The organism is Flammeovirga sp. MY04, assembly GCF_001682195.2.
Lineage (GTDB): Bacteria > Bacteroidota > Bacteroidia > Cytophagales > Flammeovirgaceae > Flammeovirga > Flammeovirga yaeyamensis.
The window spans coordinates 341,886-363,002 of record NZ_CP003560.2; the positions used below are offsets into that span (position 1 = coordinate 341,886).

Here is a 21,117-nt window from a genome sequence, read left to right on the forward strand (position 1 = left end):
CACATTTAAATTAGAATAGAATGTCATTAGAATCAAAAATCCCTGCAGGTCCATTGGCCGAGAAATGGGAAAAACATAAATTCAACGTAAAGCTTGTTAACCCAGCAAACAAAAGAAAGTTTACTATCATTGTTGTGGGTACAGGTTTAGCAGGTGCTTCTGCAGCTGCAACTTTAGCAGAACTTGGTTATAACGTAGAAGCTTTCTGTTTCCAGGATTCACCTCGTCGTGCTCACTCAATTGCAGCACAAGGTGGTATTAACGCAGCAAAGAACTACCAAAATGACGGTGACTCAGTTTTCCGTTTATTCTACGATACAATTAAAGGTGGTGACTACAGATCGCGTGAAGCAAACGTTCACCGTTTAGCTGAAGTTTCTACTGAAATTATTGACCAATGTGTAGCTCAAGGTGTTCCATTCGCTCGTGATTACGGTGGGTTATTGGACAACCGTTCGTTTGGTGGTGCTCAAGTATCCCGTACGTTCTATGCTCGTGGTCAAACTGGACAACAACTTCTTTTAGGTGCTTACTCAGCGTTATCAAAAATGATCAACACTGGTAAAGTAAAAATGCACTTACGTAAAGAAATGCTTGATGTTGTTACTGTTGATGGTGCTGCTAAAGGTATCGTAACTCGTGATTTAGTTACGGGTAAAATCGAATCTCATGCAGGTCACGCTACATTGCTTTGTACAGGTGGTTACGGTAACGTATTCTTCCTTTCTACAAACGCTATGGCATCTAACGGTTCTGCTGCTTGGAGAGCATACAAGAAAGGAGCGAAATTCGCTAACCCTTGTTTCACACAAATTCACCCAACTTGTATCCCAGTACATGGTGACTACCAATCGAAGTTAACTTTGATGTCAGAGTCATTACGTAACGACGGACGTGTTTGGGTTCCAAAAGACAAGAAAAACCAAAAGATCACTGCAGCTAACGCTGTTAAACTTCCTGAGGAAGAAAGAGATTACTATTTGGAAAGAAGATATCCATCATTTGGTAACTTAGTACCTCGTGACGTAGCATCTCGTAACGCGAAGATGGTATGTGACGAAGGAAGAGGTGTAGGTGTTACTGGTCTTGCAGTATTCCTAGACTTCGCTGATGCTATCAAGCGTGATGGTAAAGCTACGATTGCAGCGAAATACGGTAACTTGTTTGACATGTACAAGCAAATTACTGACGATGATCCATACGAAGTACCAATGATGATTTACCCTGCTGTTCACTACACAATGGGTGGTCTTTGGGTAGATTACAACTTATCTACAAACGTACCGGGTCTTTACGCTTTAGGTGAAGCGAACTTCTCTGACCACGGTGCTAACCGTTTAGGTGCATCTGCATTAATGCAAGGTCTAGCAGATGGTTACTTCGTAATTCCTTACACAATCGGTGATTACATTGCTACACTACCTCTAGGAGTTGCAGTTGATAAATCTCATCCAGCATTTGCTGAAGCTGAGAAAGCGGCACAAGGTCGTATCGACAAACTTCTAAGCATCAAGGGTAACCAAACTCCTGATGATCTTCATAAGAAATTGGGTCATATTATGTGGGAATACTGTGGTATGTCACGTAACAAAGAGGGCTTAGAAAAAGCTCGTGGTATGATTCAAGAATTGCGTGCTGAATTCAACCGTGATTTGAAATTGATCGGTGTAAATGAAGAGTTAAACATGACGTTAGAAAAAGCGTTACGTTTAGAGGACTTCTTAGAATTGGGTGAGTTGATGGTTATCGACGCACACAACCGTTCTGAATCTTGTGGTGGTCACTTCCGTGAAGAATCACAAACTGAAGAAGGTGAAGCACTTCGTAAAGACGACGAGTTTGCTTATGTGGCTGCTTGGGGTTACGCAGGAGAAGGTAAAGATCCTGAGTTAACTAAGGAGACACTTGAGTTCGAAAACGTGAAATTAACTCAACGTTCTTACAAGTAATCTAATCATCAGGTTGGTGGTTAATTACTTGATCATCAGCCTGTCTGAAACAATTCAACAAACAGGTTGTTGACAAAAAGCAACCTAATACAATTGAAGATCATGGCAGGAAAAACAATAAATATTAAGCTTAAAATTTGGCGTCAAGCAGGTCAAGATAAACCTGGCAAGTTTGAGTCATATGAAGTAAATGATGTATCAGTAGATATGTCTTTCCTTGAAATGTTAGACGTTCTTAACGAGAACGAATTAAAGAAAGGTAACGATCCAGTACACTTCGACCACGATTGTCGTGAAGGTATCTGTGGTATGTGTTCTCTTTACATCAACGGTAAACCTCACGGACCTAAGCATGGTATCACAACTTGTCAGTTGCACATGCGTACTTTCAAAGATGGTGAAACTATCGTTGTTGAGCCATGGAGAGCATCTGCGTTCCCAGTATTGAAAGACCTTATGGTTGATCGTACTGCATTCGAAAGAATCCAACAAGCAGGTGGTTACGTTACCGTTTCTACTGGTGGTGTACCTGACGCTAACGAGATTCCAATTCCTAAAACTGTAGCTGACGAAGCAATGGATGCTGCTCAGTGTATTGGTTGTGGTGCTTGTGTTGCCGCTTGTAAAAACGCATCAGCGATGTTATTTACAGCTGCTAAAGTATCTCAATTGGCAGTGTTACCACAAGGTAAAGCAGAGCGTAAGCGTCGTGCTTTAGCAATGTTGGAGCAACACGATGCTGAAGGATTCGGTGCTTGTACTAACACAGGTGCTTGTGAGGCTGTTTGTCCGAAAGAAATCTCTATTACTCATATCGCAAGATTGAACAGAGAATTCACTCGTGCAGCATTCTCAGGATCTGAAACAGACTATACGAACTAATTTAACGTTTTAGTTATATATTGAAGGGTTAAGCATTTTTTGCTTAGCCCTTTTTTTGTGTTTACTTTTAAGTATCATCAAACAAAAACTATGAAAAACCTATTTCTACATACTTGGGAATTGATACCTGAGCTATCTATTTACGAAAACGGCATACCACCAAAATCAGCAAGTTATACATTTAAGGAAGGAAAAGAAGGGAAATTAGATGTCAGCATTCAATGGATTGATGCAGAAGATCAATCATTTACTATTGATTATACTATCACCCCTGATGGCAAACGTTACGATCATGAAAACAAAGCCCAAGCGGATGAAGTGATGTCTGAGTTTATATCTTATAATCAATTGAATTCTTATACTTATAAGGGAGGAGAGTTAATTGTAGAGGCAAAAAGAATAATTGCTGATAATGGTATAATGAAGGTAACACAACGCATGATTTTATCTGAAGAAAAGTCGTTTACTAATCTTCAGTTTTATAAAAAAAGAATTGATTAAGTTATTAATAATGAGTGTTTTTTATTAAATCGATTTTTTATATATTTGATCGATTTAATTTTACAAGCAAACTATTTTTTTAAAATGAAACTAATTATTACGATCTCTCTTTCGTTACTTGTCTTCTTTTCTTTTGGGCAAGATAAGTCATTAAGAAAAGGAAAACTAGTTACCTTATCAAATGACACTATTGATGCCATGATTTACCATAAAGACATTCTGAATTATAAGAAATGTACTTACGAGCAAGATGGACAAACATTACACTATTCACCTTCTGAAATAAAAGGTTATCTATTCAACGATGGAGCACATTATATCTCTAAATCAATTCCTGTAAACGATGATGAGTATGAACAAAGGTTTGTAGAATACCTTGTTGAAGGAGTCAAAAATCTATATGTAATTCGACATAAAGGAGCCTTTAAGTATTACATTGATTACGATGAAAATAAATTGTTGCAGCTTCATTATGGAAAGAAAGAAGTTAAAATAGAAGATGTAAAGTATTTTCAAAAAGATAGGAGAATGAACACTGCTCTTTTGATGTATTTTGAGGATGCTTCAGATAATGTTAAAAAGAAAATAGAGTATTTAGAAAATCCATCAACATCAAGTTTAACAAATATCACAGAGCAATATCATAACGAGAGTTGTGGTGAAAATTCTTGTGTTGTTTATAGAAAAGATAAAGGGAAACTGAATGTTTCTATTGCTCCCACAATGGGTTATATGGTATATCCAACAATCAAAACTCAATATAATAATGTGGGAGCATTACTTTATCTATGGTTACCAAATTCAAGCGAGCATCTTTATGTGAGAACAGGATTTATTTATGGCTATGAGGTAGAAAAAGATGAGGCAACAAAAGAGTATGGGGATTTAGCTATTATTCCAATTCAATTTGAATATAGATTTGGTAAAGGGGTGATTAATCCTAGATTAAATTTAGGTTTTAACTATTATCATGTTCCGAGTACTCGTAAAAATGATTTAGCATTTTCAGGTGGAGCAGGATTGAATGTGAATGTAACGAAGAGGTTTTCTTTATTTGGAGAAATTCAAACAGATATATTAGTAATGTCACTAAATATTCAGCCATTTTCGACCTATTCTCCAATGTTCGGATGCCAAATAAAATTCTATTAAATTTTGATGGTTTAATAGTGTGAAATTAGCAACTGTTTACAATTGATTTACGTATAATTGTATAAGTGTCAAATTAAAATACTAAACCATGAAATCAACAGCAGTATCGTACATTTTATGTATATTTTTCGGTGTCTTAGGCATCCATCGTTTTTATTTAGGTAGGCCTTTATCTGGATTACTTTACTTGTTTACAGGAGGTATCTTTGGTATCGGTTGGATAGTAGATCTTTTCTTTATTCCTACCATGGTAGAAGCTGAAAACGGAAAAATGCGATTTTAATCGTTAAACATAAATTTTAATGAATTAAGTGGTGCAGTGAAAACTGTATCACTTTTTTTGTGTTTTGTAGGTTGGTGAAAATTGTATTACATTCGAAGGAAAACTAAAATAAACTTCTATTTCTTATGAGAGTATTACAAATTATTCTATTCAATTTTATTACACTATTATTATTATCATCTGAGGTATTTTCACAAAAAGCACATCTAGAGGCAGACTCTGTAAAAACACAAGAGTTAATCAGCTATTTATCAAAAGACAATATTGAATCTCATTTAAGGTATTTGGCATCCGATGATTTGGGAGGGAGAGGAATGCTGAATTTGGGGAACTCTAAAGCATCATCATATATCCAAAATCATTTTCATAAGATAGGTTTAAAACAACTAAATAATTCTTGGACACAAATTTTTAATGTATATCAGCCGGGATATTCTAAGATGAATATATTTAACGAAAACGATACTATTACGAAAGAGAATATTTTGATGATGTTCGGGCAGGAAACATCTACTTCAGAGGTTGAATTACATTATTTGAATCAATTAACCTTAAAAGATATTGCAGGTAGGAAATTGAAGAATCAAGCATTAGTACTCAAAGAGTATAATCCAGTTGATCAACAAATACAAGTGCCGGATACCCATGCTAAATTTGTCATTTTTATTGCGAAAGATGAGAAAGACCTATTAATTCGTCGTATTCGATTTAGTTCGATGATGGGTAATAGAATGTACCTTTCACCTCAAGAACGTTTTAATGATTTAAATAGCCTTGCTTTAAAACAAGAAGATATATTTTCTTTATTAGGAAAAGAAAAACAAGCACTAATTGAGAAGTACGATGAATTATCAAGAAAAGATAAAAAGCAGTTGAGTACCTCTGTCACTATCGAATTAGAGTATGAAAATCTTGAGTATAATAATGAAAATGTACTAGGTTATATTGAGGGAACTGATTTAAAGGATGAATTTATAGTCGTTACTGCTCATTATGATCATTTAGGAACAAAAGAGGGAGTGGTATTTAATGGTGCTAATGATAATGCATCTGGCACATCTGCAATCATGGAAATGGCCGAAGCCTTTAAAAAAGCAAAGGAAAATGGAATAGGCCCAAGGAGGTCGATACTTTTTATTGCTTTTGCAGCTGAAGAAGTAGGTCTTTTGGGTTCTGAATTTTTCTGCCAAAATCCATTAGTACCCATGGAGAAAATTGTAGCAAATTATAATTTTGATATGGTCGGTAGAATCAACAAAAAATACGATGATCATCCAAATTATACCTATCTTTTAGGAACGGGTGAACAGTCGAAACAATTTTATAAGGTCAATAATGAGGTGCATCAAAGGTATATGCCGGAGTTTACTGTCGATCTAAAAGATCCTGAGAATTTATATAAACGTTCCGATCAATATCATTTTCTAATAAATAAAATTCCAATTGCATTTTTTACGGATCACTGCATGAAAGATTATCATTTACCTTCTGATGATTCAGATAAAATAAATTATGAGGTTTTATATCAAAGAACCAAATTAGGAATGATGATGATTTGGGAAATAGCCAATAGAAATCAGATACTTAATTAATAAGAAAGGTGATAAAGTCAGCAACTCTATCACCTTTACACTTACTAATCTATTCAATTATCTTCTTACAGAAGATTACCAATTTTAATTTCGATAAAATACATTCTTGGAGTAATTGGACCATACACAAATGCTGCATCCTTTTCAGAACCACTTACAAATTGACTTTGCATTTGGTTAAAGATGTTTTTAACACCTGTACCAATCTGAATGTTTGCATTCTTACCTAACTTAGTTCTGTAAGATACTTTAGCACCCATATCGAAGAATGATTCACTTTTAATTAAAGTTTCATTTTCTACAGGTTGGCCATTCATGAAACCACCAGGAAGTAATGGAACGTACATGCTACCAGTATAAACTCCAGTCAATGATGTTGTCCATTTTTGAGCAGGTTGGAAGTTCAATGTCAAAGAACCATATTGGTTAGGAGTTCTTAGAATTTCTTTAGAAACACTTGTTTCCTCATCACCCCATTGATTGTCTTCTTCATATCTAGACGATTGGAAGGTGTAAGCTCCTTGAATGTTGAATTTTTCAGAAGGGGCAATTTTGGCTTCGATATTTACGCCTTGAACAATTGCATCTGAAGTGGAATTTCTTTTGAAGTTATAAAAGATTTCGTTTCCATCTTCATCTACATCTACAGTAAACTGATTGTCGAAGCGATCATAAATTCTTGTATGAAAACCTTCTACTAAGAAATAAGCTTGTGTGTTACCAAAGCTATGTTCCATATCCCACGCAAAGTTGTATGACAAAGATCTTTCTGCTTTAAGGTTAGGATCAAGTACTGTACGAACTGCTTGTCCACCTGCAACTTCAACGTGTAAATCTTCTGAGAACATTTGTGGTGCTCTAAAGCCAGTAGCAATACCACCTCTAATTTGCATATCTTTTGTAAGATTATACTTAAGGTTTAATCGAGGATTGAAAGCAGAAACGTTTTTATTATTGTCTGTATTTTCAAAATCTTGAATCATTACATAATCCATTCTTGCTCCTAAAAGGACAGAAAGTTTATTGCCTTTCCATTCGTTTTGAGCAAAAAGTGCCATAGTTTGAGATTCTTGATTAGAAATTGGAATATCGTTAGTTTTTTCTCCAGCATCCTGATCATAATAACCTAACTTCTTATCGTGGATATTATCATAGATATATTCCGTACCAACAACTAAATAAGAATCGGCATTTAACATTTTACCCAAATTGAAGTTCATTTGAGCACCTCCAATATAAGTTAAACCTGTTGTTAAGCCGTATCCATCTAACGCTTGATCTGCACCATAATAACTGTCTCTATTTACATATTGTAGGTTAGAGTAAGCGTTTAAATGCTTCTTTTTATCTGCACTGTACCAATCATAATTTAAACCACCACTTACAATATTCATGTTTACCCACTCTGTGATGTCCGTTTCATGAGGTTCTTTATCAAATTTATTACCTCCACGACGGTCTTCATGAATAAACCTGAAATCGGCAGTTAATTTATTTTGATCATCAAATGAATGATACACTTTTGTTCCTACTGATGCTGTTTTTAATTGAGGAAGTTCCGAAAAATCATCTTTCATTGGATCCCCTATAGGTTGTTCGTTGTCATCTAAGTGATACCAAATGTCATTAGGATTTGCATTCCAGGCATCTCTATTTCTATATGAACCATAAATATATGCACCAGTTTTATCGTTTTTAGATACTAAAGAAGTATTAAAGTAAAGGTTGTAATCATTTGATTTACCATCGATAGTACCAAAGTTGGTTCCAACTTCATATGAATTAAATTGAGGTGCTTTCGTGATAATGTTTACAGTACCACCAATAGCATTTGCTCCGAATAGAACGGAACCACCTCCACGAACTACTTCAATCTGATCGACCATAGATACTGGAATTTGTTCTAAACCATATACGCTGACCAAACCATTAAATAATGGACGGCTATCCATTAAGATTTGTGTGTATGGACCTTCAAGTCCATTTAGTCTTAAAGCTGTTGTACCACAGTTACCACAATTGTTTTCTACTCTTACACCTGAGACAAAGTTTAAACCATCTGCAACTACTTTTGAACTTGAGATCTCAAATATTTCTTTATTAACAACATTGACCACTGCCGCTGTTTCTTTTCTAGATTGCTCTCTACGGTTACTAGAAACAACAACTTCGTTTAACTGAAGTAAGTCTTTATCTAAATCAATATGCAACTCATCAGCATTGTTCTTTGCTGTATACTTTAATTCTATGGTTTTATACCCAACTGCAGAGATAGTAATTGTATATTCTTTCCCTTTTTCAAGAGCTAGAGAGAAGTGTCCTGTTTCATCTGTTGATGTACCAAATTTACCATTATCTACAGAGATAGTGGCAAAAGGAATATGTTCTTTGTTAGAAGTAATATGTCCTCGAATATTTACATTAGTTGCACCCATTACAATTGAGGCGATTAACACAAATAAGAAAGTGAAATTTACTTTCATGATTTATTTTGAATTTAAGTAGTGACTAACTGTTGGTAATGCAAATGTAAAAATAATTTTTAGACAAGCCTAAAAATATTTTGAGATAAATAAGAATAATTGATAATAAACATTTAAACACATCTAAAGATTAATCAAAATCAATTATCTTCGAATGACCAAAATACCATTAAATGAAAAATCTAATTATTCTGGCAGCCATCACATTTTTGATGTCTTGTCAAACCCATAAATCAAATCAGAAAAACAATACTGTTATCCTCGTATCATTGGATGGATTTAGATATGATTATCCAGAAATTTACGATACACCTAATCTAGATGAGATAGCCAAAAATGGAGTAAAATCAGTATCCATGATTCCTGCATATCCATCAAAAACTTTCCCGAATCACTATAGCTTGGTAACGGGGATGTATCCTCAAAACCATGGTTTAGTGCATAACGTTTTTTACGATCCTGATAGAGATCAAAAATATCATATAGGATTAGAGAAGAAAGATGCAACTTGGTGTAAAGGAGTGCCTTTGTGGAATTTAGCTGAACAACAAGGTATAAAGTCTGCCTCTTATTATTGGCCAACGTCTGATGCAAGAATAGGAGGGATGCAAGGAAGTTATTTTTATAAATACAATAAGTCAACTCCTTATATAGAGCGAGTGCAACAAATAGAAAATTGGTTAAGTTATAAGGAAGATGTGAGGCCTCGATTCATATCTTTATACTTTTCATTGGTAGATACTCAAGGGCATCATTATGGGCCAAAAAGTGAGGAAACAAAACAGGCCGTAGAAGAGGTGGATACTATTCTTGGAAAACTAATGGGAGTGATTAATAAAGCAGATGTTCCTGTAGATTTAATTGTAGTATCCGATCATGGAATGATAGAGGTAGATAAAAAGAACCCAATTGTAATCGATGACTTAGGAACATTTGAGGAGTATGAAGTAGTAAATGCAGGCGGTTCACAATTATTTTTCTACAACAAAGGAAATGGTGATGACGAGCAGCTAAAAAAATCTTTAGGGAAATATAAAAATGATTTTAAGGTGTATCTAAAAAATGAAATGCCTCAAAAATTACATTATTCTGAAGGGAGTCGCATTCCTGATGTGATATGTGAAGGAATTCCTCCTAAAGCCTTTGCCTACAAAGGAAAAACAGTGAGTAAGGGAATGCATGGTTTTGATCCTTATACCAATAAAGAAATGCATGCTGTATTTTATGGTGTCGGACCTCATTTCCAAAAAAACAAAGTGATTCCTTCTTTCGAAAATGTACACATATATCCATTTATTGCTGATCTTTTAGATTTAGAGATTCATCATCAGATTGATGGAAAGTTGGAAGTTTTGAAGGAAGCAATGAAAGAATAATAGGTGATATTTTCTTTTATGTATCGAATCCCGTAATTATAGATACTTAAATAGTAGTTTAATTCCTATTATTAAAGTCTACGATTACGGGATTCTATACATATTTAGTAATATGTAATTATACTTTAGTGTAATAAAAATTTTTTCAAGATTTTCTAAATAGGCTCTTCTCCATAAAAATAAGGAACGGGTTGTAGAGAAGCTTCAGGCATTTCTTTTTTTACTTTATCGGCATAATCTTTTATCAAGTAGTTCCATTGTTGAGCAGCACCGTTGTAGTAACCTCTAGTAAAAATATCCCTAGTACTAGAATTATCAATGCTTTCTACCAACATGGCTGGTCGAGGATATTTTTCAAAACCACCTACCGATTCTTCCAATCTTTTTAAAGCATCTAATAAATTTTGTACAGCTTTATCATAAGCCATCATTTTATCATTATCACCCAAAGAAATTTCGTTGTATTTAAGGTTCTCCACTTCAACGATTGCTTTTTCTAGTTCTTTTCTAATTTTTGGTTTAATCGTAACTCCAGAAAGAACTAAGTCGTCCATGATTTGCTTAGAGAAATTGATCTTTAAATTCTCAGAAGCCATCGCTTCATTTAGCAAAGAATCCAACTCAGAGTGTAAATCATTAGAATTTAATGTGTTTATATCTACATCTTTTTCTAAACTGTACTCTTCGTATTCAGTAGTTTCAGTCTCTTCTTTCTGGGTGTTTTTTTGCTCACAACTGAATATCAAAAAAATGAAGGATAATAATATTAAGTGCTTTTTATTCATGACGGATATCGGAAATTTGATGGTTAATCAGCTAAGAGAAAAAACGCTTAGCTGATTATCTATATATCAAAATAAAGACCAATTCTAATACGTCATGATCTTTTCGTTTTTAATAAAATCATAAAGTGTAAACATTCTAAGTTGATAAAATGACAGCCAGAATTCTTTTAAAGCAGCTAAATATTCTCTAGTTGCTGTATCTTTATCTCTTAATGTGATGTTTAAGTCGGTAACACTAATCTTTCCTACCAAATATCTCTGACGGGCAATTTCATAACTCTTCTCGGCAATTACTTTTGCTCTTTCTGTTGATAAAGCTTTATTTCTGATGATTGGGATCTGACGAGCCAACATATAAATGTTCTGAGTAAAAAGTTGTTCCTCTTGTTGTACTGTACTCTCAACGAGTCTTTGATTTGAAACCGCAGTTTCTACAGCTGACTTACGACGTCCCCAATCGACCAAAGGAATATTAAATCCTAATCGAAACTGTTGTTGGTCGTTAGGATCTTGATACACACCACTTGGGTCCACAGCTTGTTGAGTTAAACCAAACTGACCACTTAAATTAATTTGTAAACCAGCATCTCCTTTTGCCTTGGCAACATCTCTTTCTGCCTCCAGACGCCTTCTCTGAAAACTAATATATTGCTGCCTATTGATCTGTGCTTCCTGTATTGCGATATCCGTACTAATCGTAAGGTCGGGCAATTCTTTTGGAAGGGATAAAGTGGTATTATCAACTGTTGGGGGCAAACCTAAAAATGTTTTTAAGTTTAATGAAGTACGTTCAACATCCAAATTGGCCGATTGAAGGTTTCTTTCTGCAGTGATCACGTTCAATTCCAATTGAAGTAATTCGTTCTCCGCAATTTTACCCAAATTATAACGTCCCTTACCAATCTTAAAGATCGTATCGTTATTTGCCAAGTTTGTAGAGGCTACTTGATGATTGATTTGAGCCAATAACATATCAAAGAAATATTGTGTAGCATCGTAAGCCACCTTTTCCATTTCTTCTACAAACCTCTTTTGGGATTCCTCATATTTTAAAGGCTCAATTTTCTTATTCCACTTAAAAGGGTTATAAGTAAAAAGGGGTTGGTTAAAACCAACTACCAAAGGTTGACCGGCGTAACTTGTTCCTTGATTAATACCTTCGAAGTTATCAATTCTTTGTAATGTCGATCCAAAATAAACCGAACCACCTGTTAGTCCAACATTTTGTTGTAGCGATAGATTAACATCTGAGTTCGCCACACTTACCGCTCTAAATTCTGTCGAACCGTCAGGCTGAGTAACTGGAGTAATGGAACGATTAAAGTTGGGAAGATTACCATTTAACACCAATTGAGGTAGGTAAACAGATTTAAACTGTTTATATAGCCAGTAATTATTCTCTTTTCTATTCTCAGCTTGTTGGGCCGAAAGTGATTGTTCTTTGGCTATATTAATTACCTGATCTAATGAATACAACTGTATTTCTTGAGCTTGTATTTGATAGGATACCATCAAAACAAACACAATAGTGAATATATTTTTCATGATTTGAAGTCGATGTAAGTAATAGTTTTTTATTCGTATCGTAACGATTCAATAGGATCTTGATTAGCTGCTTTTCTAGCAGGAGAAATACCAAAAATGATCCCGATAGAGGTAGCTACTCCGAACGAAATTAATACTGAAGTAAATGATACAATCGTCGGAATATCAGCGACACTTGCTATTGCAGTGGCCATTATAAATCCAAGAATAACACCTATTGTTCCCCCAGATAAACTGATTAAAACAGCCTCTAATAAAAACTGTAGAATGATATCTTGCTTTTTGGCTCCCAAAGAAATACGAAGACCGATCTCTTTAATACGTTCTAGAACAGAAGCCAGCATAATGTTCATAATACCAATACCTCCAACAATTAAAGAAATTGATGCAATTGCACCTAAGACAATATTAAAGATGTCTTTTGTTCTCTGTTGTTGTTTTAGAAGCATCTCAGGAATACTAATTTCAAAATCGACTTTATCGTAATGTCTTCTCGTCAACATTTTTTGCAATACCTCAGCGGCCAAAGAAAGATGTTGAGATTCTGCCATCTGAATCACCACTTTATCCAGTTGATGATAATTGACGTTTTTATTCTCTTGTTCTTTTCCTTGTGCTGCATCTGCAGAAGCTTTTTGAATATCTGATTTGGTGACTTTCGCTCGGTCTTTATATCGAATAAGCATCGTATTTAAAGGAATATACACATCCATATTCGCGTTTCGTATACCTAGTTTTTCCAGATTTTTTGATGAAACCATTCGTTCCTTCAATACACCAACAACAGTCAGCCATTGTCCACCACATTTTATCTGTTTCCCAATAGGATTTTCCTTGCTAAAGAAACGAGTTTGTAAACCTCGACCAATCACACAAACAGGTTTTCCGAATTTGAAATGAGTATTAGAAAATAAAGCACCTTCGCTTAATTCATGATTATATATTTCAAAATAGGTATTCTCCACCCCAATCAACTTGGTCGATCTTCTTATACCATTCTTAATAATGTAGGTGTCTAACTCAATTTCAGGACTAATTTTCTGAATGTTCGGAAGAGTGTGAGCGATGTTTTCAATATCAAGGACACTTAGACCAGGTGAGAATTTCTTTTTATCTTCACCTCCATTGTCATCATCTAATTTTTCCTCACTCTGTTCTTTAATTGGAGTAATCACAATATTATTTACTCCCACCAATTTCATCTGATCCAAGATCTCTTTTTGAGCACCTTGTCCAACAGCCAACATGGCAATTACAGCCCCAACACCAAAAATAATTCCTAGGGCAGTTAAGAAAGATCGTAATGTGTTGGCTAAAATAGCTTCTAAAGCGATGGACAGGTTAATTAATATTCTGTCTATCATTATTCTACAGTCGCTATGTTTGAAGAAGATGATTCAGGTGTATTCAAAGAGATTTCTTCTCCTTCAGAAAGACCGGTAAGGATCTCAATATCTTGATCATTCATCAAGCCCGTTTTTACTTCTTGTTTTTCGAAACCTCCTACTGTTTTCTTGTAGACAAAGTTGATGGAATCTCCTTCAGTATGAAGTGCTTCAATAGGAATTAATAAAACATTCTCTTTACTTCCAGTTTGAATGATGTTGGAAGTTGTCATCGAAGGTCGTAAAGTACTATCTGATTGATTCACAAGGATAACTACTTCGAATACTTTGGCATCTGAATTAGGTTTTTGTTCACCTACATTAGCTACTTTTGTGACTTCACCTGTAAGGTTTTTATCAGGGAATGCATCCAGGCCAATACTCACAGTTTGTCCTTTTTGAATTTTACGGATATCTACTTCGTTCACATAAGTTTTCGAGATCATCACGGATAAATCAGGTAGGGTGGCCACAACAGGGTCCCATGCTCGAATATTTGATCCTTCTTTTTTCTTCTTGCCATCCCAATCTTTGGCGTAAATCACCATTCCAGATTCCGGAGCAACAATGGTAAACTCCTGAAATAAATCTTCTAAAAACTTCACTTTACTTTTCGCCTGACTAAGATTAGCATTCACCTCACGCATTTTTGCACTTAGTTGTTTTTGTTTTACGAGGTAATTCTGTTTGGTTTGTCTAAGATCCCTTTCCGCTTTAATTACCTCAATTTCTGCTTGTTTAATAGTTGCAGGTGGTTCAAAAGCAGATTGCTCAAGGGCTAATTTTTTTTCTTGAACAGTAAATTCTAAGTTGATGATTTTATCACGCTCTAAACTTAGTTGAAGTGCAGTATCTAATTGAGTTTGTTCCCATTGAGATTCAGCCTTAGTTAAATCGGTGCCTTTTTGTTCTAGTTTGTCACCCAAAGAAGAAGCATCCAAACGAGCTACTTGTTGTCCTTTTTCAACCACTGTACCTTCAGGCACTAAGCTGTTGATTTTAGTTTCCCAAATTTGTGCTTGTCGCATTCCTAACGGACCTTGAATTTCTACAAAGTTTTTAGCTTCAAGTTCACCTGTAGTACTTACATTGATATTTAGATTATCAATTCTAGCTTTTGTAAGTAATACTTGTTCAGAATTGTTTCCAGAGAAAAAGAAGATAGAAATAATTAAAACAAGAAAGACCGAGCTACCTATAATTATTTTTTTACTCATTAGTTGGTTTGCTATTTGAAAAAATTGAATAGATTAGTCATTTAATAATTTGACACTATAAGTTTGTGAATAGACATTGAAAGTCGTAAAAAATATTATTAAGCTTTGTTAATCGACGAAAATACCCCCTTATTTAAATCGACTATTTATAACATATGAAAAGAAATTAGCCTCTTTGTATTAAATCCTTTAGAAACGACTACAAAACTTGCTTAATCTTTATATATTTGTGCTCATTTTTATGACAATTCCGTATTGTCTTTTTTTTAGAACAATTTAAACTACCACGCAAGTGAAAAGAACAAAGATTAAAGACTTGCTGGCAACCGGAGAGATCGGAGCCAAAGTTAATGTAAAAGGATGGGTAAGAACATTTAGAAGCAATCGTTTCATCGCATTGAATGACGGTTCTACTATCAATAATTTGCAAGCAGTGGTAGATTTTGAAAATACTGACGAAGATTTACTCAAAAGATTAACGACTAGTGCTGCAATAAGTATTGACGGTACAGTGGTTGAATCTCAAGGTAAAGGTCAAAGAATCGAAATCACTGTAGATTCATTGGAGATTCTTGGAGATGCAGATCCAGATGAATATCCATTACAACCAAAAAGACACTCATTAGAATTCTTGAGAGAAAAAGCGCACTTGCGTCCAAGAACTCAAACAATGAGTGCTGTTTACAGAGTACGTAACGCTTTAGCATATGGTATCCATAAATTCTTTAACGAGAAAGGATTTATCTATATGCACACTCCAATCGTTACAGGTTCTGATGCAGAAGGTGCAGGTGAGATGTTTAAGGTAACTAACCTTGATCTTAAAAACCCTCCACTAACTGAAGATGGAGAAATCGATTACAAAGAAGATTTCTTCGGAAAAGCGGTGAACCTTTCGGTATCTGGACAGCTAGAGGCAGAGGTAGGGGCAATGTCAATGGGCGAAGTATATACTTTCGGACCAACATTTAGAGCTGAAAACTCTAACACTACTCGTCACTTAGCAGAATTCTGGATGATCGAGCCAGAGATGGCCTTCTATGATTTGGACGACAACATGGACCTAGCAGAAGAAATGATCAAATATTTGATCGACTTCGCTATGGAACAATGTCCAGACGATTTGGCTTTCCTTGATCAAAGATATGCACAAGAGCAAAAATCAAAACCTCAAAACGAAAGATCAGAACTAGGTCTTGTTGAGCGTTTGAAATTTGTATCAGAAAATAACTTTGAGCGTTTGACTTATACTGAGGCAATCGAAGTATTGAAGCGTTCAAAACCATTTAAGAAAGGTAAATTCAAATATCCTGTAGATTGGGGTATCGATTTACAATCGGAACACGAACGTTACCTTGTTGAAAAAGAATTCAAAAAGCCAGTCATCCTTACTGATTACCCTAAAGACATCAAATCGTTCTACATGAAGCAAAATGATGATGGAAAAACAGTAAGAGCAATGGACGTTCTTTTCCCTGGTATTGGAGAAATCATCGGTGGTTCTCAAAGAGAGGATTCACTAGAGAAACTTCAAACTAGAATGGAAGAAATGGGAGTGCCTCAAGAAGAACTTTGGTGGTACTTAGAATTGCGTAAATTCGGTACAGCACCTCACTCAGGTTTTGGTTTAGGTTTCGAAAGAATCGTATTATTCGTTTCAGGTATGTCTAACATCAGAGACGTAATTCCATTCCCACGTGCTCCGAAAAGTGCGGAATTTTAGAAAAAAATCATTTTTAATAAAGCCGTTGATTAGCGATAATCAGCGGCTTTTTTTTAATTAAAAATGAAAAGTTAAAAATGAAAAACGTGAAATGTTAAATAGTTCGTAGGGGGAATGTACGGATTTAAATAATTTTTTTAACTAGCGCGAGTCTCCCGACTCGTGCCCGCGTAATGAGGAGCGTAAATTCATCAACTCCTAACTCCTAACTCCTAACTCCTAACTCCTAATTAACCCAAACCTATAACCTACTTTCCCTCTTACTTCTTCCCTCTTCCCTTAACCCAGTTGCTTTTCCCAGCACAGTTCTCTACATTACCTATTCCTTATTAGTTATTACTTAATCCTTAATCCTTAATCCCTAAATCATGGCATACGACGAATATTTAGGCGAACGCATCGACCGATGGTTCCAACAACAAAACGTAGAGTACTTCCCAAAGAAAATGATGGGAGGATTGGTTTTTATGGTGAATAATAAAATGTGTTGTGGGATTCATATTGATAAAAAGTATGGGGATAGTTTGTTGATGGCCAAAATAGGGGAGGATCAATATGTTTTGGAGATAGAAAAAGAAGAAACCCTTCCAATGGACTTTACAGGTCGACCAATGAAAGGGTTTATATATATTATTCCTGATGGATTCGATATGGATGAACAACTAGAATATTGGTTAGAAAAAGCACTAGAATACAATATCAAATTGTATGGTTAATGCTATTGAAAAGATTTTACTGCAGTTGTTCTGTTATCTACAGGTCTCCAACCAATATCTTCAAAATGCTTATATGAATATTGTTTCCATGTGATTTTGCCTGTTTCTTTATTCACTTTCTTAATTCTCCAGATCAATAAACATTTGTTCCCATCTGTTTTATCCGTATAGATTCTAACATAATCTGTTTCTTGATCTAAATGATCAAATAAGATATTGTCAGTTTCTTTATCAATAATCATTTGATGATGCTTACCATCATAAAAAATTTCTAAAGTACCATTCGCAGCAACACCTTGAATGTGTGGAGCCGTTTTAATTTTTGGATTGGTATTCATATGATCATAATTTTCTGATCTTTTATTTTTACCATCTTCTCCTCCTTCTGCAAAGGCGATACTATTAATAATTAATAGAAAGATAACCGATATTAAAGTGTACTTTTTCATAATATTATAGTTTTTGTTCACTTACTTATATCAGCGGAATAAAAATGTCACCAAAAAAAAAGGCTATCGGATGAAAAAAAATCCAAAAGCCTTTATTGGAGCTAATAGTATAAATATTTTATTTATATGATTTTACCTGTGTTGTAGAATTATCTACAGGTCTCCAACCTATATCTTCAAATTCTTTATAAGTAAATTTTTTCCAAGAAATTTCTCCTGTTTTTTCATCAGTATCTATTTTTCTCCAGATAATTAAACAGTCTCGACCATCGGTTTCATCTGTGTAAATACGTACAAAGTCGGTTTCTTCTTTTAAACCATCGAAAAGAATATGTTCCTTTTCAGTATCGATAATCATCATGTGTTTTCTGCCTTCTTTGAATAGCTCCAAGGTAGTTTCATTAGCTAGACCTTGAATAAATGGAGCCGTTTTTATTTTAGGTGCAGTGTTCATATGATCATATTTTTCACTTTTCTTTTTCTTCTCACCTTCTTCTTCATGATCTGCAAAAGTGAATGATGATACAAATAAAAGGGACAATATAAAAAGTAGATTTTTCATAGGGGTAAATGTTTGAGTTTAAACTATAAACGCATGATAGCGATTGAGAGATGTTTGATTTTAAACAAATTAACATAAAAAAAGATCGACAAATACGTCGATCTTTTATGACTTTAATATAATTTGGATGCTAGTTAAATGCTTTCACTATAGTGGTTTCATTATCTACAGGTCTCCACCCCACATTTTCAACTCTCTTGTAAGTATATTTTTTCCAAGTGATTTTTCTGGATTTATGATCATAATGTTTTATTCTCCATATGATCATATTTTTAGTGTGATCTCTTGTATCATTGAATACCCTAACGAAGTCTTTACCCTCAATAAGTCCATCAAATAATATATGGTCAGAGGTTTTCTCCACTAACATTAAATGATGTTTTGAATCTTTATATATTTCTAAAGTAGGTTCTGCAGCCACACCTTTAATAAATGGTGCAGTTTTTACTTTCGGTGGTGTAGCCAAATGATCATATTCACTTTTTTTATGTTTGGGGTGATGACCATCAATGGCATTTGAACCATAAATATTAAATGAGAAGAATATTAAACCGAAAACTAGAGCAATTAAATTTTTCATAGTATTATTGTTTAGATGATATAAGTAGCTGACAATCATTACTAATACTATCAAGTTGGTTAGTTACCCTACACGTATTAAGAGTTATTAAATTTATTTATCTTTGTATCTTACTTTTCCACATTCAAATCATCAATTCAAAAGCATAAATTAAAGATGTTAAACATTCGACCTATTCGAAGTGAAGACAACCCTATTATTGAACAGATTATCAAAACTTCATTGGAAGAACACAAGGCAAATCTGCCCGGTACAGCTTATTTTGATAAAAACTTAAGTAAGCTATCTGAGTTTTATAGTCATATTGATGATATAGAATATTTTGTAGCCGAGTATGATGGGAAAGTGGTAGGAGGTTCTGGAATTGGAAAAATTGAAGGAAACAATACCAATGTTTGTGAACTTCAAAAAATCTACCTTTCCAAAGAAACTAGAGGGAAAGGTATAGGAAAAGCCTTAATGCAGGCTTGTTTAGAATTCGCAAAAGAAAAGAAATATGATGCGTGCTATTTAGAAACAATGCCTCAATTAGTAGGAGGTGTCAATTTATATCAAAAAATGGGGTTCAAAACCCTAGACAAACCTTTAGGAAATACAAATCATCATGCATGTCAAATATGGATGTTGAAAACATTATAACTTAAATCCATCTCATAATGCCCAATATTAACTCAGAATATCACCCACCATTTTTATATAGAAATAAACATGTAAATACCATTTTTGCGAATAGAGTTCGTCCACAAAAAGGGGCTTCTTATGTAAGAAAACGTTTTGAGTCTGTTGATGGAGATTTTTATGATGTAGACACTGTTTTGGGTGGTCATGTTTCTGCTATAGTGTTAATGCATGGTTTAGAAGGCTCAGCACAATCGACCTATATTTTGGAAATGGCCAATCATTTTGAAAATCAATTTGATGTTTGGGCGATGAATCATAGGAGTTGTAGTGGGACTCCAAATCGTTTGTATTCCTCTTATCATAGTGGTCATACAAAAGATTTAGATACTCTTATTCAACATCTTGATGAAAAATATGATCATATTATCTTACTGGGAGTAAGTCTGGGTGGAAACATCACTTTATTACATGTTGGACGATCTGCAGGTCAACTTTCTAAAAAAATTAGGGCTGCTGTGGGGATATCTGTTCCTGTTCAACTGAATAGTGCGGCAAAAGTGTTACAGAAATCAAAGAATATGGTTTATCTTCAAGACTTTCTAGTATCTTTGAAGGGAAAAGTTATACCTAAGTTAGAAAAATATAATAAGAGTCAGGAATTAATTGATAAAATAAGTAAAGCAAAAACATTTGTAGAATTTGACAGCCTTTACACCGGGCCAGCACATGGGTTTAAAGATGCCGAGGATTATTGGACACAGTGTAGTTCAGAACAATATCTTCAGGATATTTCTATTCCCACATTACTTTTAAATGCTAAAGACGATCCTTTTTTGTCTGAAGAGTGTTATCCCTATGAAAAAGCTGCAGAGAATGAATGTTTATTTTTAGAAACACCAAAATATGGAGGACATGTTGGTTTTCTAACCTCATTTAATGATAAAAGATGGTACTTATCTCGTGTTGATGAATTCTTGAGAGAACATTTAAAGAATTAATAATGATTGGATTTTTATTCACTATTCTAGGCATCATAACTGCTGTTACATCTTGGATTGTTTTTAAAGATAATGAGCTGATAAGATATTCAGGTCTTGGCGTGTCATTTTTATTTTTTGTTTACGGAGCCTATTTAAAAAATAAATATATGATTAAATTGAAGAAAGAAATGAACGAAAAAATAGAAGCTGCCAAGAAGAAAAAAGAAATGGAAGCACAAAAAGCAATTTAAGCTTGTAACTTAAATGTTTACCCCAAAAACCCTCTAAAAGCTAAAATAAGCGTGTTTTTTCTTTCTATGTTTACTTCGTAATAGC

General features: G+C 34.4%; 20 protein-coding genes. 12 read left to right on the forward strand and 8 right to left on the reverse strand.

Annotated features, from left to right (window positions below; translation table 11 throughout):
• Window positions 1–20: 20 nt before the first annotated feature.
• The 6 genes from MY04_RS01360 (at window position 21) to MY04_RS01385 (ending at window position 6,359) form a co-directional block, all read left to right on the forward strand.
• Entirely contained in the window at window positions 21–1,949 is a 1,929-nt protein-coding gene (locus tag MY04_RS01360; protein WP_066205230.1) for a fumarate reductase/succinate dehydrogenase flavoprotein subunit, read from the forward strand.
• 117 nt (window positions 1,950–2,066) lie between these two features.
• Complete coding sequence (locus MY04_RS01365) at window positions 2,067–2,831, forward strand: succinate dehydrogenase/fumarate reductase iron-sulfur subunit (RefSeq protein WP_066212934.1); 765 nt, start codon at window positions 2,067–2,069, stop codon at window positions 2,829–2,831.
• Window positions 2,832–2,921: 90 nt separating this feature from the next.
• The gene (locus MY04_RS01370; RefSeq protein WP_066205233.1) at window positions 2,922–3,332 is read left to right on the forward strand and encodes a hypothetical protein; all 411 of its coding nucleotides are present in this window, start codon (window positions 2,922–2,924) and stop codon (window positions 3,330–3,332) included.
• Between the two features lie 84 nt (window positions 3,333–3,416).
• Window positions 3,417–4,484, forward strand: a complete 1,068-nt coding sequence (locus tag MY04_RS01375) for a hypothetical protein (protein WP_158297511.1) — start codon at window positions 3,417–3,419, stop codon at window positions 4,482–4,484.
• Window positions 4,485–4,572: 88 nt separating this feature from the next.
• A complete protein-coding gene (locus MY04_RS01380) occupies window positions 4,573–4,767 on the forward strand; it encodes a TM2 domain-containing protein (protein ID WP_066205239.1) in 195 nt (64 codons plus the stop codon).
• A gap of 125 nt (window positions 4,768–4,892) precedes the next feature.
• Entirely contained in the window at window positions 4,893–6,359 is a 1,467-nt protein-coding gene (locus MY04_RS01385) for a M28 family metallopeptidase (protein WP_066205241.1), read from the forward strand.
• Between the two features lie 65 nt (window positions 6,360–6,424).
• Here the strand turns inward: MY04_RS01385 and MY04_RS01390 are convergent, their stop codons facing one another.
• Window positions 6,425–8,842, reverse strand: a complete 2,418-nt coding sequence (locus tag MY04_RS01390; RefSeq protein ID WP_066205243.1) for a TonB-dependent receptor — start codon at window positions 8,840–8,842, stop codon at window positions 6,425–6,427.
• A gap of 173 nt (window positions 8,843–9,015) precedes the next feature.
• On the opposite strand from MY04_RS01390, the gene MY04_RS01395 reads away from it, so the two are divergent.
• Window positions 9,016–10,218, forward strand: coding sequence for an alkaline phosphatase family protein (locus MY04_RS01395; RefSeq protein WP_066205246.1), 1,203 nt, complete (start codon window positions 9,016–9,018; stop codon window positions 10,216–10,218).
• Between the two features lie 155 nt (window positions 10,219–10,373).
• Here the strand turns inward: MY04_RS01395 and MY04_RS01400 are convergent, their stop codons facing one another.
• From MY04_RS01400 to MY04_RS01415, 4 genes are all read right to left on the reverse strand, one after another.
• The gene (locus MY04_RS01400; RefSeq protein WP_066205249.1) at window positions 10,374–11,003 is read right to left on the reverse strand and encodes a hypothetical protein; all 630 of its coding nucleotides are present in this window, start codon (window positions 11,001–11,003) and stop codon (window positions 10,374–10,376) included.
• Window positions 11,004–11,087: 84 nt separating this feature from the next.
• Entirely contained in the window at window positions 11,088–12,548 is a 1,461-nt protein-coding gene (locus tag MY04_RS01405; protein ID WP_066205251.1) for a TolC family protein, read from the reverse strand.
• A gap of 29 nt (window positions 12,549–12,577) precedes the next feature.
• Window positions 12,578–13,912 (reverse strand): ABC transporter permease, encoded by a 1,335-nt coding sequence (locus MY04_RS01410; RefSeq protein ID WP_066205254.1) that lies wholly within the window; start codon window positions 13,910–13,912, stop codon window positions 12,578–12,580.
• Window positions 13,912–15,150 (reverse strand): efflux RND transporter periplasmic adaptor subunit, encoded by a 1,239-nt coding sequence (locus MY04_RS01415; RefSeq protein ID WP_066205257.1) that lies wholly within the window; start codon window positions 15,148–15,150, stop codon window positions 13,912–13,914. Before MY04_RS01415 ends, MY04_RS01410 begins: the two co-directional genes overlap by 1 nt.
• 292 nt (window positions 15,151–15,442) lie before the next feature.
• On the opposite strand from MY04_RS01415, the gene asnS reads away from it, so the two are divergent.
• Window positions 15,443–16,873, forward strand: a complete 1,431-nt coding sequence (gene asnS, locus MY04_RS01420) for an asparagine--tRNA ligase (protein WP_066205260.1) — start codon at window positions 15,443–15,445, stop codon at window positions 16,871–16,873.
• 368 nt (window positions 16,874–17,241) lie between these two features.
• Window positions 17,242–17,589, forward strand: a complete 348-nt coding sequence (locus tag MY04_RS01425; protein ID WP_066205263.1) for a TfoX/Sxy family protein — start codon at window positions 17,242–17,244, stop codon at window positions 17,587–17,589.
• Between the two features lie 2 nt (window positions 17,590–17,591).
• Here the strand turns inward: MY04_RS01425 and MY04_RS01430 are convergent, their stop codons facing one another.
• The 3 genes from MY04_RS01430 to MY04_RS01440 form a co-directional block, all read right to left on the reverse strand.
• Window positions 17,592–18,038, reverse strand: a complete 447-nt coding sequence (locus MY04_RS01430) for a hypothetical protein (protein ID WP_066205266.1) — start codon at window positions 18,036–18,038, stop codon at window positions 17,592–17,594.
• A gap of 118 nt (window positions 18,039–18,156) precedes the next feature.
• Complete coding sequence (locus MY04_RS01435; protein WP_066205269.1) at window positions 18,157–18,600, reverse strand: hypothetical protein; 444 nt, start codon at window positions 18,598–18,600, stop codon at window positions 18,157–18,159.
• A 130-nt stretch (window positions 18,601–18,730) separates the two neighbouring features.
• Window positions 18,731–19,180, reverse strand: a complete 450-nt coding sequence (locus MY04_RS01440; protein WP_066205272.1) for a hypothetical protein — start codon at window positions 19,178–19,180, stop codon at window positions 18,731–18,733.
• A 156-nt stretch (window positions 19,181–19,336) separates the two neighbouring features.
• Between MY04_RS01440 and MY04_RS01445 the strand changes: the two genes are divergently transcribed.
• Genes MY04_RS01445 through MY04_RS01455 form a run of 3 tightly spaced genes read left to right on the forward strand, consistent with a single transcriptional unit; the run spans window position 19,337 to window position 21,032 of the window.
• Window positions 19,337–19,819, forward strand: a complete 483-nt coding sequence (locus MY04_RS01445) for a GNAT family N-acetyltransferase (protein ID WP_066205275.1) — start codon at window positions 19,337–19,339, stop codon at window positions 19,817–19,819.
• A gap of 17 nt (window positions 19,820–19,836) precedes the next feature.
• Entirely contained in the window at window positions 19,837–20,799 is a 963-nt protein-coding gene (locus MY04_RS01450; RefSeq protein ID WP_066205280.1) for a YheT family hydrolase, read from the forward strand.
• Between the two features lie 2 nt (window positions 20,800–20,801).
• The gene (locus MY04_RS01455; protein WP_066205285.1) at window positions 20,802–21,032 is read left to right on the forward strand and encodes a hypothetical protein; all 231 of its coding nucleotides are present in this window, start codon (window positions 20,802–20,804) and stop codon (window positions 21,030–21,032) included.
• The last annotated feature ends 85 nt before the right edge of the window (window positions 21,033–21,117 follow it).

Bases quoted from the DNA above. Each gene is read 5' to 3' on its own strand.
- MY04_RS01375 (WP_158297511.1), top strand. From the start codon at position 3,417: ATGAAACTAATTATTACGATCTCTCTTTCGTTACTTGTCTTCTTTTCT.
- MY04_RS01445 (WP_066205275.1), top strand. From the start codon at position 19,337: ATGTTAAACATTCGACCTATTCGAAGTGAAGACAACCCTATTATTGAA.
- MY04_RS01425 (WP_066205263.1), top strand. From the start codon at position 17,242: ATGGCATACGACGAATATTTAGGCGAACGCATCGACCGATGGTTCCAA.
- MY04_RS01415 (WP_066205257.1), bottom strand. From the start codon at position 15,150: ATGAGTAAAAAAATAATTATAGGTAGCTCGGTCTTTCTTGTTTTAATT.
- MY04_RS01455 (WP_066205285.1), top strand. From the start codon at position 20,802: ATGATTGGATTTTTATTCACTATTCTAGGCATCATAACTGCTGTTACA.
- MY04_RS01430 (WP_066205266.1), bottom strand. From the start codon at position 18,038: ATGAAAAAGTACACTTTAATATCGGTTATCTTTCTATTAATTATTAAT.
- MY04_RS01360 (WP_066205230.1), top strand. From the start codon at position 21: ATGTCATTAGAATCAAAAATCCCTGCAGGTCCATTGGCCGAGAAATGG.
- MY04_RS01390 (WP_066205243.1), bottom strand. From the start codon at position 8,842: ATGAAAGTAAATTTCACTTTCTTATTTGTGTTAATCGCCTCAATTGTA.
- MY04_RS01395 (WP_066205246.1), top strand. From the start codon at position 9,016: ATGAAAAATCTAATTATTCTGGCAGCCATCACATTTTTGATGTCTTGT.
- MY04_RS01410 (WP_066205254.1), bottom strand. From the start codon at position 13,912: ATGATAGACAGAATATTAATTAACCTGTCCATCGCTTTAGAAGCTATT.
- MY04_RS01435 (WP_066205269.1), bottom strand. From the start codon at position 18,600: ATGAAAAATCTACTTTTTATATTGTCCCTTTTATTTGTATCATCATTC.
- MY04_RS01400 (WP_066205249.1), bottom strand. From the start codon at position 11,003: ATGAATAAAAAGCACTTAATATTATTATCCTTCATTTTTTTGATATTC.
- MY04_RS01450 (WP_066205280.1), top strand. From the start codon at position 19,837: ATGCCCAATATTAACTCAGAATATCACCCACCATTTTTATATAGAAAT.
- MY04_RS01440 (WP_066205272.1), bottom strand. From the start codon at position 19,180: ATGAAAAATTTAATTGCTCTAGTTTTCGGTTTAATATTCTTCTCATTT.
- MY04_RS01380 (WP_066205239.1), top strand. From the start codon at position 4,573: ATGAAATCAACAGCAGTATCGTACATTTTATGTATATTTTTCGGTGTC.
- MY04_RS01370 (WP_066205233.1), top strand. From the start codon at position 2,922: ATGAAAAACCTATTTCTACATACTTGGGAATTGATACCTGAGCTATCT.
- MY04_RS01405 (WP_066205251.1), bottom strand. From the start codon at position 12,548: ATGAAAAATATATTCACTATTGTGTTTGTTTTGATGGTATCCTATCAA.
- MY04_RS01385 (WP_066205241.1), top strand. From the start codon at position 4,893: ATGAGAGTATTACAAATTATTCTATTCAATTTTATTACACTATTATTA.